The sequence below is a fragment of the Rhizobium sp. RU33A genome (assembly GCF_900156055.1).
Classification (GTDB): domain Bacteria; phylum Pseudomonadota; class Alphaproteobacteria; order Rhizobiales; family Rhizobiaceae; genus Allorhizobium.
Window position 1 is genome coordinate 1,204,913 of sequence record NZ_FTMQ01000001.1, and the last position, 12,817, is coordinate 1,217,729.

9 protein-coding genes are annotated in these 12,817 nt (G+C 63.3%); 4 read left to right on the forward strand and 5 right to left on the reverse strand.

The annotated features are described in order from the left end of the window. Positions 1–24 precede the first annotated feature (24 nt). Entirely contained in the window at positions 25–999 is a 975-nt protein-coding gene (locus tag BW978_RS05830) for a GlxA family transcriptional regulator (RefSeq protein WP_210216974.1), read from the reverse strand. Positions 1,000–1,560: 561 nt separating this feature from the next. On the opposite strand from BW978_RS05830, the gene bcsA reads away from it, so the two are divergent. From bcsA to BW978_RS05850, 4 genes are read left to right on the forward strand one after another with little or no spacing between them, the layout of a single operon-like run. Beyond that, the gene (gene bcsA / locus BW978_RS05835; RefSeq protein WP_076393004.1) at positions 1,561–3,792 is read left to right on the forward strand and encodes a UDP-forming cellulose synthase catalytic subunit; all 2,232 of its coding nucleotides are present in this window, start codon (positions 1,561–1,563) and stop codon (positions 3,790–3,792) included. Continuing rightward, positions 3,789–6,107 carry a cellulose biosynthesis cyclic di-GMP-binding regulatory protein BcsB gene (locus BW978_RS05840; RefSeq protein ID WP_076393006.1) on the forward strand — a complete coding sequence of 773 codons (2,319 nt, stop codon included), beginning with the start codon at positions 3,789–3,791 and terminating at the stop codon, positions 6,105–6,107. Before bcsA ends, BW978_RS05840 begins: the two co-directional genes overlap by 4 nt. After that, positions 6,104–7,195, forward strand: a complete 1,092-nt coding sequence (locus tag BW978_RS05845; protein ID WP_076393008.1) for a family 8 glycosyl hydrolase — start codon at positions 6,104–6,106, stop codon at positions 7,193–7,195. The genes BW978_RS05840 and BW978_RS05845 overlap by 4 nt, the downstream gene beginning before the upstream one ends. After that, complete coding sequence (locus BW978_RS05850; protein WP_139330338.1) at positions 7,174–9,072, forward strand: hypothetical protein; 1,899 nt, start codon at positions 7,174–7,176, stop codon at positions 9,070–9,072. The genes BW978_RS05845 and BW978_RS05850 overlap by 22 nt, the downstream gene beginning before the upstream one ends. A gap of 126 nt (positions 9,073–9,198) precedes the next feature. On the opposite strand, the gene BW978_RS05855 is transcribed toward BW978_RS05850, so the two are convergent. From BW978_RS05855 to BW978_RS05870, 4 genes are read right to left on the reverse strand one after another with little or no spacing between them, the layout of a single operon-like run. Next, entirely contained in the window at positions 9,199–9,966 is a 768-nt protein-coding gene (locus tag BW978_RS05855; protein ID WP_076393012.1) for an iron ABC transporter ATP-binding protein, read from the reverse strand. After that, a complete protein-coding gene (locus BW978_RS05860) occupies positions 9,963–10,907 on the reverse strand; it encodes an iron chelate uptake ABC transporter family permease subunit (RefSeq protein ID WP_076393014.1) in 945 nt (314 codons plus the stop codon). The genes BW978_RS05855 and BW978_RS05860 overlap by 4 nt, the downstream gene beginning before the upstream one ends. Next, a complete protein-coding gene (locus BW978_RS05865) occupies positions 10,900–11,877 on the reverse strand; it encodes an ABC transporter permease (protein ID WP_076393016.1) in 978 nt (325 codons plus the stop codon). The genes BW978_RS05860 and BW978_RS05865 overlap by 8 nt, the downstream gene beginning before the upstream one ends. Then, positions 11,877–12,788: a siderophore ABC transporter substrate-binding protein gene (locus BW978_RS05870; protein ID WP_076393018.1), complete on the reverse strand. Its 912-nt coding sequence runs from the start codon at positions 12,786–12,788 to the stop codon at positions 11,877–11,879. Before BW978_RS05870 ends, BW978_RS05865 begins: the two co-directional genes overlap by 1 nt. Positions 12,789–12,817: the final 29 nt, after the last annotated feature.

The window sequence follows — 12,817 nt, forward strand, 5'->3', positions numbered from 1 at the left end:
CGCGCGTTGCCGTCGATCATGCGTTCAAATGCGGGCTGATAATGCTACGTCCAGGGGCGCCGCTCGCTCGTCGTCGATCGCCGGTGCCGCCTCGATCTTGCGAAACTCCGAAGGCGGACGGCCATAGCGGCTGACGAAAAGCTGGCGCATGTTCGTCTGGCTGCCCAGTCCGGCGAGGCGCGCGACATCCTTGATCTTGCGCTCCCCTGACCGGAGCATTTCACGGGCATAGGCCAACCGGACGGACAGCACGAAATCACCCACCGTCTGGCCGGTCCTCTGCTTGAAGGCGCGAGACAGGGTGCGTTCACTCATTGCGACCATGCTGGCAAGCCGGCTGACGCTGAGGTCGGCCGAGGGGTTTGCGATCACCCATTCCTGGATCCGCTCGACCGGGCTGCGTCGATCGCCATTGACCAGATTTGCGCCGCCATTGGCGAAGCGAGGACGCATGTCCGGGAACCGGTCGGTAAACCGCTGGCTGACATCCATGGCCGCCTCATGGCCGAGGTCTTCCTCGATGATAGCCAAAGCGAGCGACAGCCCGACGGCCGGCCCGCGTGCACTCCAGATCTTGCCGCTCTTGTGCAGATCGTAATTGGGGTCGACGATCGTCTGGTCGCAGAGCGTCGCGAGACGTTCATCGACCGCGCTGTCCGCCGCCACGGTCTGTCCGCGCGTCATCCCGGCAGCTGCAGCCAAAAGGACGCCGTTTCCGAGTGCCACAATCCGGCGGATCGACTTGCTGCGCCGGGCGAGAAATGCGCTGCATTCGAGATCCTGGTCCAGCAGGTCGCTCACCGAGGAGTTCGGCAGGATCAGCGTATCGATGTCCAGGGGCGCGCTGGTGATGTCATGGGCGGCCTGGACCCTGATCCAGGGCTCCTCGGCCTGAAGGCTGTCCTGCCCATAGGCGCAGGTCGTCAGCAGATAGGATGCTTCGCCATTCGGGTCGCGGGCAGAACGGAGTGCCTCGACGACGGACGCCAGATCTAACATTCCGCAATTGCTGCGCAGCACAATCATCACTGTCCGCATCGCTGTCCGGTCCTTAGGGTGCCAATGGTCTTCATCTGCTCATCTTGATGAAAAATGAGTATTTATGAACAAATTTTGACCGAGGAATGTCTAAAAACTAATCAGTATGATTGTTTGCGGATTCTGGAATTAGTATAACCCGAGTTGTATTGATGTGTTGTTGTAATGGATTTCATAGAGGACTTCGAGTCCGGTTATAACAAATAATATATGACAATTTGAATGGCGGTACGGACCTTTTTTGGTTATTAATTGTATGGTGTCGGCATGTGAATTCTATGCTGCACCGCAACTATTCGGACATTTTGCGACAAGATTCCGACAACTGCGCAAGTCAGTGACACACTGCACTTCCCATTCTCCGCGATCGGCTCCTAACGTTAAGTCAAGATTAACCTTTCGGGTCTTGCCGCTTCCCATCTTGCTTGACGTGTCTCAATTCGAGAACGCATTCGAGCGCGGCGAAGCGGGCCGGGCCATCCCAGGTCAATCGACGATTGAACTCATGAGGAGTCCGAGCCCGTGCGAGATTTGCTTCGCTATGCAACCTGGTTGGCCATCGTCGTGGCGATGTTCGTATTGATCGCCCAGCCCGTCGGCCATGCCGCGCGCTTCAACCTTTCCATCATCGTGATCGCCCTTCTCGGCGCCATCATGTTGCTGAAGCTCGACGGCTTCTGGCGCCACATCTTCCTGGCGCTGGCGAGCGTCGTGATCCTGCAATATGCCTATTGGCGCACGACGAGCACCTTGCCGCCGCTGGAGGATCTCTATTCCTTTATCCCGGGCATCATTCTCTATGCCGCCGAGATGTATTGTATCCTGATGCTCGGCATCAGCCTCTTCGTCGTCGCCGATCCGATTGATCGCCCGCGGGCGCCGCAGCTCGCCGACGACGAGAGCCCGACCGTCGACGTCTTCATCCCCACCTACAATGAAGATCGCGAGATCCTGGCGCTCACCGTGGCGGCAGCCAAGGCGATGGACTATCCCTCTGACAAGTTCACCGTCTACCTGCTGGATGACGGCGGCACCGATCAGAAGCGCAATGCCGACGATCCGGTCGCCGCAGCCCAGGCGAAGGAGCGCGCGGCGATCCTCAAGGATCTCTGCAGCGACCTCGGCGCCGTCTATATGACCCGTCAGGAGAACGTGCATGCCAAGGCCGGCAATCTGAACGCCGCCCTCTGGCGCACACATGCCGATCTCGTGGTCGTCTTCGATGCCGATCATGCTCCGGAACGCAACTTCCTGCGCGAGACCGTCGGCTACTTCCTGGAGGACGAGCGCCTGTTCCTCGTCCAAACGCCGCACTTCTTCTCCAACCCGGATCCGATCGAGCGCAATCTCGGTACCTTCGGCCGCATGCCCTCCGAGAACGAGATGTTCTACGGCAAGATCCAGAAGGGTCTCGACCGTTGGAATGCCTCCTTCTTCTGCGGATCGGCCGCTGTCCTGCGCCGTGAGGCTCTGGAAGAGGTCGGTGGCTTTTCAGGCATTACCATTACCGAGGATTGCGAGACCGCCCTCGAACTCCACGCCCGTGGCTGGAACAGCCTCTATATCGACAAGCCGCTGATTTCGGGCCTGCAGCCGGAGACCTTCGCCAGCTTCGTCGGCCAGCGTTCCCGCTGGTGCCAGGGCATGGTGCAGATCCTGATGCTCAAGAACCCGCTCTTCAAGCGCGGCCTCTCCCTGCCGCAGCGCCTGAGCTATATCTCGAGCTCGCTCTTCTGGTTCTTCCCCTTCGTGCGCGCCGTCTTCTTCGTCGCCCCGCTGCTCTTCATCCTCTTCGACATGAAGATCTTCGTCGCGTCCTTCGAAGACTTCTTCGCCTATACGGTCATGTACCTGATCGTCGGGGAAATGGTTCGCAGCTACCTCTATGGCAGCGTTCGCTGGCCCTGGATTTCCGAGCTCTACGAATATGTCCAGTCGGTCTATCTGTTCCAGGCGATCATCAGCGTGCTCCTGAAGCCGAAGAGCCCGACCTTCAAGGTGACCGCCAAGGGCGTCTCCCTGAAGCAGGACCGCCTTTCAGAACTCTCGCTGCCGTACTTCATCATCTTCGGCATCCTGTGCTTCACGCTGTTTGTCGCGGCTTATCGCTACAACACCGAGCCCGAGATCTCGAGCCTGCTCCTCATCGTCGGTGCCTGGAACTGGATGAACCTGATGATCGCCGGCTGTGCGCTGGGCGTCGTCACCGAACGTAGCCAGGACCTCGCCGGCGTCGAGCTGCCGCTGCGCACCAATGTCGAACTGCAGTTCGGCGAGACCGTCCTGCGCGGGGCAATCACCGAGGCTTCCGCCAAGGGTGCCAAGCTGATCCCGGCACAGGGCGCCTCCCGCATGCTACGCAAGGGCGAATACGGCCGCCTCCAGCTGCTAAACGTCTCCTCCACCATGCTCGTCACTTCGCTGCCCGTCAGCATTGCCGGCGGCGCTCCTGACGAAGACGGCGCGATTGCCCTGCGCTTCGATGTCGAACCCTATCACTTCCCGATCATCGCGGAACTCCTGATGCACGACATGTCGGTGGTCCGTGAACAGCGTGCCCTGCGCCAGCGCCCCAAGAGCATGATCGCCGGCAGCATTCGCATCCTGCGCTGGGCGATCATGTGCCCGCTCGCCGCACTCGGCGTCGCGCTCGGTGGCAAGCCGGCCGACAAGGCCGAGCCGCAAAGACTGAAACCTCTTGCCGGTGCGGCCCTAGCCGCTGCCCCGGTCCGTCACCAGGAGGCCGGAGAATGATCAGACAACACCTCTCTTCGCTCGCGACCGTCGGCCTGCTCTTCGCAGCCTCGCCGTCGGCTGCATCCACATCAGCCGGCTTCGTTCTGGCGCCGCAGGTCAAGGTTGAGACCGAAACCAAGGAATATTTCCAGGACGAGGGCCAGATCCGCCGTCTGATTGCAGACAAGCAGGACCTGTTCTTCACCGGCGAGACCGCCAATCGCGAATATCCCTTTGTCGTGCTTCCCTCGGAAATGACGGGCTCGGCCAAGCTGATCCTGACTTTGCAGACGGCCATTTCGGTCGCGCCTGAACGCTCGGCGATGCGCATCTTCGTCAACGACCGGGACATCGGGTCGGTCAATCTGAAGTCCGGTGACGCCCATCAGGTCGAACTCGAGCTGCCGAAGGGGCTTCTTCAGCCCGGCTACAATGCCGTGACCGTTCTCATGGACCAGTCGCATCGCGTCGATTGCTCCGTCGAGGCGACCTATGAATTGTGGACCCAGATCGATCCGGCCCGCAGCGGCTTCGTCTTCACCCGCAACGCCAAGGACGATCCGAGCGATGTCTCGACGCTTCTCGCCTATAGCCGCGACGTCAACGGTCATGCCGCCATCAACGGCCTGATCCCCCGCGGTGCCCCCGGCGAAGATATCGACCGTACCTTCGCCGTCGTGCAGGCGCTCTCGATCCTCGGCCATTTCGATCGCCCGGTGGTCACCGTCGGCAACAGTGCCGGCTCCGGTCCCGGTATCGATCTGGTGGTCGGCACCTTCGGTACGGTGCGCGACCTGACCGGTGTTGTCCCGCAGCAGGCCGGCGTCGAGTTCGACATCGATCCGGCCACCGGCCGGAGCCGCATGGTGGTGGCGGCCCGTACCGCCGATGAACTCGCCAGCACCATCCGGGACTTCACCCTGCGGGCCCAGACGGAAGTGACCGACGGCTCGCCCCAAGGGCGTCGCGCGCTTGGCAATCGTCGCGGACGCCTGCTCGAATCCGGCAGCGCAAACACCCTGGCCGAACTCGGCTTCGTGTCTCGTCCCTTTGCCGGCCGCCATTTCCAGCAGGCGATCGCCTTCAGCCTTCCGGCCGATTTCTACCCGGGTGACTATGGTGCAGCGAACCTGAAACTGAATGCCGAATACGCTGCCGGTCTTTCGCCGACGGCCCAGATGGTCATCCGCGCAAACGGTGACACGGTCGCCAATATCCGTCTCGGCGAGGCGCGCTCCGGCCGCATCGACGGCCAGGTCCTGCCGATCCCGCTCGACAAGCTGCGACCCGGCTACAACGTCATCGAGTTCGAGGCGGAACTGCATGCGGCGTCCGATATGGTCTGCGACCCCTCGACCCTCGGCAACACCACGGCACGCTTCTTCATCAAGGGTGACAGCACGCTCAACATCCCGGCTTTCGCCCAGATCGGCCATGCCCCGGATCTCGCGGTGGTCTCGGCCGGCAAGGCGGACTTCGACGACGATGCGGCCATGCCGCTCTACGTCGAAAACATGGACAACGCTGTCCTTGGTGCAGCCGGAACTTTCCTCGCCAAGATGGCCTATGTCTCGCGCGAGGTCAGTCCCGTTTCGGTCTCCTCTGGCTGGCCGCTGGACCGCCAGGGTCCTTTGCTGGCCTTCGGAACCTTTTCCGGTTTTTCCGGCCAATTGCAGTCGGATCTCGGAATTAACCTCAATCCGATCGCAAGCGATCTGAGCCTTTCGCTCGATCAGACGTCTGCGGATCCGAGCGGCGCGCCGGTCGAAGTGGCCGCCCCCGCACTCTCCGTAGACGGCACGCCGGTGACGGTGGACGAACCGGGGCCGACGTCTCTCGTTGCCCGTCTGCGGGAGGGAACCAACAAGCTTTACGACGCGATCAGCACCCGCATCCGCATCCAGGCCGCCCAGCTGGGGCTCGTCGAAGACGGGAATGTCCTCTCGGCGGACGCCGTCTATCAGGTCAGCGGCGAGGCCGACATGCTGGTTGCCCAGCGCCTGGTCAACGACAGGGATGCCTGGACGGTGGTGGCTGTTCGGGACCCGGCTCTGCTGTCCGAAGGTTTGCGAAACCTCGTTCAGACCGATGTCTGGGGTCGTCTCGGCGGTTCTGTCAACGCCCTCAAGGGCGACGGGGCCTTCGTCGAACGGAAGGTGGCAGCCCACGAGCGTCTCTATGAGACGATGCCGCTCAGCCTGCAGAACGGTCGTCTGATCGTGGCCGGCTGGTTCTCCAACAATGCTCGGGAGTTCACCATCGCGCAGATCCTCGCCGCAATCCTTCTCGGCGCGTCGACCTTCGTCGTTCTGAGGCAGGGACGGAAATCGTGAAGACACGCACGCGTCTCCTGTCGCTTCTGCTGTTGGGTTGCTCCCTGTTTACGGGTGCTGCGACTGCGGTGCGCTCGCAGCCGGAGGAAAATGTTGCAGCCGATCTCGCCGCCGGCGCCTGGCTGGTCTACCGCCACAACTTCCTCACCGAAGAGGGGCGGGTGGTCGACAACCGGGCCGGTGGCATCAGCCACAGCGAGAGCCAGGGCTATGGCATGCTGATGGCCGAGGCGGCTGACGATCGTGACGGCTTCGATCGGATATGGCTATGGACGAAGGCCAACCTCTTCGTCCGCGAGGACGGTCTCGCCGCCTGGCGCTGGGATCCGACGCAGATGCCGCCGATTACGGATCGCAACAACGCGACCGATGGCGATCTGCTCATCGCATGGGCGCTGATGCGGGCCGGGAAGCGTTGGGGGGATGCCGACCTGCAGCGCGAGGCCCGGCGGATTTCGGACGCCATCATCGCCCGGACCGCGATCGACACGGCGCATGGCCTCGTCATGCTGCCCGGAGCGCAGGGTTTCGGAGAAAAGGACCAGGCGGACGGTCCGGTGGTCAACATGGCCTACTGGATCTTTCCGGCGATCGTTGATCTCGGACGCTTGTCGAACCGTTTCCCATCCGCAGCCCTCATGGACAGCGGTGTACGTCTGCTGCGCGAAGCCCGCTTCGGTCCGGCGAGATTGCCGGCGGACTGGGTGTCTCTCTCGGACGAGACGCCACGTCCGGCAAGCGGCTACCCCTCGCAGTTCGGCTATGACGCGATCCGCATCCCGCTTTATCTCGCCTGGTATTCGCGCGACTACCCGGACGTTCTGGAGGTCTTTGCCGCCCACTGGAAGCAGTTCGGTCAAGCCTCAATGTCGGTGGTCGAACTTTCAACCGCCACGCGTCTCGCCCCAATGCCCGGCCCTGGTTACCAGGCCGTCGCCGGCCTCGTCGAATGCAGCCTGGGCCGACGTCCCGATGTCGCCCTTCTCTCTGACTTCAGCTCCCAAGACTACTACCCCGCCACGCTCCATGTGCTCAGCCTCATGGCGATCGCTGAAAGGTATCCCACATGTTTGACCGATTTCCCCTGAAGACTGCCCTTCTCCTCGGCGCCTGCATCACCATCCCGATCAGCCAGGCCACGGGAGATGGGGTCAACAACTTCCCGGCCATGGGCGTTGTCGTTCCGGGCGGCGTGGTGCTGTCCAATGTCTCCGTGCCAGCTGGCGTCCAGCCGGCGATGCCGAGCTTCGCACCGGTCGCCGCGCCAAGCCTTCCGCCCGTCGTGCCGCCGACCATGGCAGCGCCGCAGCCGGTGATGCCCGTCGCACCGGCTGCCGCGCAGATCGTTCTGCCCACCCCTATGCCGGAGCCTACAACCCCCATGGCCATGGCGCCCCAGGCCGCCGCACCGGTCATCCGCGACGTGGCACCGGGTGAAAACCCGTTTGGGCCGAGCCAGGCGACAGCGGCGAAACGACCGGCCGTCCAGCCGACTCCCGCCGCCGTCAGCGCTCAGGCGCTCACAGCGGCATCGCCTCGCGACAGCGTCGAACTCCAGATCGCCCGCCTCAGCCAGCAGACCGAGGAGCCCGTGGTTGCGACCCGGCCCGAGGTCGATGACACGGCACTGCGCTACTATGCCCAGACACGCGACCTGAAACGCCTTGGCGCAGAGCTGCGCCGCCTGAAGGCCCTCTATCCCAGCTGGGACGCGCCGGAGGACCTCTTCGATGCGCCGACCAATATCTCCGAACAGCCGCTCTGGGATATCTTCGGCAGCGGTGACTATGTGCGCGTTCGCACCGAAATGGCGAGGCTGCAGAGCGAGAACCCGAACTGGAAGCCCAGCCAGGAACTCGTCGACAAGCTGGCACAGGCGGAGACCCGCAGGCTGATGGAGCGCTCGCACGCCCAGCGCAACTGGGCACAGGTGGTGAGCCTTGCCGAGGGCTCGCCACAGCTGATGGTTTGTGCCGAGATGAACACCATGTGGATCACGGCGGAGGCACTGGCCCAGTCCCGCGATTTCGCCCGCGCCTTCGATCTCTACAAATACATCGTCACAAGCTGCGAGGATCCGAACGAACGGCTGTCGACCGTCCAGAAGGCAAGCCTCCTTCTGCCCGAAGCCGGAACACTTTCGCTGGTTGCCCTCGGCTCTGTCCTGCCCGATGGCACGGGCGAATTCGACGACGTCTCCTTCGATCTTGTCCGGCGCAAGATGGGCCAGATCGCCCAGGGCAATGCAGCGACCGGTCTGACCCTCGACGAGTTGCAGCGCTTCAGCGACTATGTCCAGCGCTCGTTCTCGGCCGCCGATGCCGAGCTGTTCGGCTGGTTCTACTATGGCCAGCAGAGCTGGGAGGCCTCCTATCACTGGTTTGTCAGCTCCACGCGCATGGCGACCAGCCTGAAGAGCATCGAAGGGGTCATCCTTTCGCTGCGCAACATGGAGCATCGCGACGAAGCGCTCCAACTGGCCCGCCAGTATGCAACCCAGACCCCTGAACTGAAGAAGATCTATATCGAGCTGGTATCGGCCGGCCTCACCGACCAGGACACGCCTCTGGTACCCACCGAGGGAGAGCTGAAAACCCTCGAAGCCTATGTCTTCGAGCAGAAATCGGCACTGGGCGCCCAGGCGCTCGCCTGGCACCGCCTCGACAACAAGGCAACCAAGGACGCAACGCGCCTCTTCCAGCAATCGGTGGAATGGGAGCCGACGGAAGGGGGCGTCGTAGGCCTCGCGGTTCTCGCCTCGCGCGCAAAGAACTGGGGACGGGTCGCATCGATCAAGAAGCAGTATGGCGAGAAGTTCGCAGCCCTCGACAACGTCAAGGTCTATCGCCCGAGGGTCGTGGCGAAGCGGCCGCCGGCGAAGCCGAAGGAAAAACCCAACCTGCTGACCTGGCTGCTGCAGAAAGAGAAGAAGGACGAGAAGAAGGGTCGGGTCGAGACGCAGTGACAGGATGAACACACCAGGGACGGCATCGGCTAAGGTGCCACCGATGATCCGCCGGGGGACATTTCCCGGCGGCTGACCTGCTGGCGTGCACAAAAGCGCGCTTCGGACCGAGGACTGCTGATGCGCCTAGCCCCTTCGGGCATATTGCAGCGCAAGCCGTATGCCACCTGTCTCGACGACTGGCACTTCAAACCCATAGATCGCCTCCAGCACCTCGGTCCGCATGATCGCGTCCGGCGTGCCATCGGCTGCGATCCGGCCGTTTTTCATGGCGATGATCCGGTCGGCGCTGGCCGAGGCGTGGTTGATGTCGTGCAGCACGATGACGATGGTGCGGCCAGTTTCGTCGGTTAGCCGGCGCAGCTCCAGCATCAGCTGGCGGGCGTGATACATGTCGAGATTGTTCAAGGGCTCGTCGAGCAGGATGTAATCCGTGGCTTGCGCATAGGTCATCGCCACCATCACCCGCTGCCGCTGGCCACCGGAGAGGCGGTCGAGCGAGCGGCTGGCCAGGTCGCCCAACTCGAAGCGGGCTAGCGCCTCTGCGACCATCGCCTTGTCCTCGGTCGTCATCCGTCCGCCGCTATGCGGAAACCGGCCGAAGCCGACCATTTCGCACACGCTGACGCGCGGCGGCGGGCCGGAATCCTGGCGGAGGATCGCGAGCTTTTTCGCCAGCACCTTGCCCGGCGTGGTCGCGACAGGCAGACCATCAATGGTCACGCTTCCCTGTTGCAGTGGCAGAAGCCTTGCCGTGAGCGAGAGCAGCGTCGATTTTCCGGCACCGTTCGGGCCGACCAGGGCGGTCAGACCACCTCGGGGCAGGGTGAGGTCGATGCCCTCGAGCACGCGCTGTCCCTCGCGCTCAAGGCTGACGGATTGAATTTCGATCATCGGGTGCGCCTCGCAAACAGAAGCAGGATGAAGACAAGGCCGCCGACGAAGTCGACGACAACAGAGAGCGTGCCGGCCTGGCCGAGCCCGTGCTGCAACAACGTCTGTCCGCCGACGAGCACGATGATGCCGAGAAGCACGGCAACCACGAAGACGGAGGCATGCCGGCGCGAGGCCGTCAGCCGCTCGGCAAGCGCTGCGATCAACAGGCCGAAAAAGGTGACGGGGCCGACGAGCGCAGTGGAAACGGCAACAAGCAGCGACACCACCAGGAGGTGGATCATGATCTCGCGATTCCACTCGATGCCCAGGCCGATCGCCGTGTCGCGTCCGAGTGCGGCGATGTCGAGCTGGTGTCGGCGCGAGACGAGGAAGGCGCCTGCGATCGCGGTGACGATGGCTGCGATGGCAAGCAGATCCGTATTCGGCGAGGAGAAGTTCGCATACATCGCCCGCTGCGCCACTGCGAACTCCTGCGGATCGATCAGCCGCGCCAGAAGATTGGTGAGGCTGCGGAAGAGCCCGCCGATGACGACGCCGGCGAGCAGCATCAGCGTCAGATCCATCCGGCTTTTCAGCGCCGGCCAGAGGATCAATATGGCAAGCAGCATCAGGGCGGATGCCTCCATGCCGAATTTCAGATGCGGCGAGAGCGAGACATAGCCCAGCCCGCCCAGCGTAAAGACGAGTGCTGCCTGACCGAACTGGTAGAGCGCATCGAGGCCCATGATTGACGGGGTGAGGATGCGGTTGCCGGTGATCGTCTGGAAGGTGACGGTCGAGAGTGCGATGGCAACCGCGACGGTTACAAGCGCGGCAAGCCTGATGCCGCGCAGCTCCAGCGCAAAGGCGATATTGCCGCGCAGGTTGACCGTCATGAAGGCGATGACGGCTAAGAGCGCCAGACAGAGGAGAAGGCCGATGACGATCCGGTCACGCATCGCGACGCTCCCGAAGGATGAACCAGAGGAAGACGGCAGGTCCAATCACCCCCATCACGGTGCCGACGGGGATCTCGTAAGGAAAGCGCATGAGGCGACCGGCGATATCGGAGGCGAGAACCAGGATCGCCCCGCCGAGCGCCACGAGCGGCAGCGTGCCGCGCAGATTGTCACCCGAGAGGCGCGAGACGAGATTGGGTACGACGAGGCCGACAAAGGGAATGAGCCCGACGACAACGACCGAGAGCGCCGACATCACCGAGACCAGTACCAGCCCGATCTGCGTCATGCGGCGATAATCGATGCCAAGGCTGGTCGCCTGATCCTCGCCAAGCGCCATGATCGTCAGCCGGTCGGCAATCAGGATCGCCGCCGCGACGATGACCACGGCGACGAAGAGCAGCTCGTAGCGGCCCTTCAGCACGCCGGAGAATTCGCCATTGGTCCAGATGTCCAAATATTGCAGGAGATCAGTCTGCCAGGCGACATAGGTGACGGCAGCGCCCACCACGCCGCCATAGACAAGGCCGAAAAGCGGTACGAGATGCGGCTGTTCCGGCGGCAGCCGATGGGCGGTGGCGAGGAATAGCGCCGTGCCTGCGAGCGCACAGCCGCTGGCGACCAGCGCCTTCACGCCGAGGCCCGCTGCCGGCAGGAACAGCGTCACGATCAGGATGCCGAGTGCTGCACTTTGGGCGGTGCCCGCCGTCGAAGGCTCGACGAAGCGGTTGCGCGTCAGCGTCTGCATGATCTGGCCGGCAACGGCGAGCCCTGCACCGCAAAGCACGGCAGCGAGCGTGCGCGGCAGCCGGCTGATGGCCATGAGATCGGCAAAGGGCATTGCCCCCTCCGTGCCGGAGAGGGACAGCTCCTGCACCCCGATCGCAAGGCTCACAACGACCAGAAGCGCCAGGCAGAGCCCGGCGGCGATCATCACGCGGCGATGTGGTGTCTCAAGCGTGGCAGACATCACTGGCTGGCGGAGAAAGCGGCCTCGATGGTCGCCAGAACCCGTTCAGTGGCCTTCAACCCGCCGGCTGCGATGTAGAAGTCCGCCGACGGCAGATAGATCACCTGGCCGCTCTTCCAGGCCTTGGTCTCGGCGACCAGCGCATTGTCGAGCGTTGCCTTGGCATTCTGGTCATTGGCGCCGATGGCAGCGGCCCGGTCGAGCACCAGCAGCCAGTCGGGATTGGCCTTTGCGATGAATTCGAAGGAGACCGGCTCGCCATGGGTGGCGGCCTCGACATCTTCGACTGCCGGCGGCAGGTCGAGCGCCTTGTGCACCCAGCCGAAGCGGGAATCGATCCCGTAGGCAGTGATCTTCGGCCCGTTGGTCATCAGGATCAGCCCCTTGCCCTTGCCCTGAACGGCGGCCTTGGCGCGGGCAAGCGCTGCGTCGAATTCCGCAACCGCCTTCTCGGCCTCTGCCTGCTTTCCGAGGATCGCGCCATAGGTCGCGGCCCGCTCGCGTGCCTGATCGATCACGTCGACGCCGTCCATGGTCATGTCGAGCGAGGGCGCGACCTTGCCCGTTTCCTTCTCCTTGCCGGAGGAGCGGCCGCCGAGGATGATCAGGTCAGGGGCAAGCGCGCTCAAGGCTTCGAGGTTGGGCTCGAAGATGTCGCCGACAACCTCGGCCTTGCCTTTCAGGTCCGAGAGTTCGGCGAGATAGAGGTTCTCAGGAATGCCCGCTGGCATCACGCCGATGGCTAGCAGCGTATCCAGGGCGGCAATGTCGAAGACAGCCACCTTGGACGGCGTGCCCTCGACGGTAACTTTGCCGGCATAGGTCTCGACATCGAGCGCCAGCGCCGGCAGGGCGGCGAGGGTGAGGCCGGCGGCAATCAGCACGCGGCGGGTAAAGGGGCGGATGGTCATGGTCGTTTCTCCCAAACGAAAGATGGTCA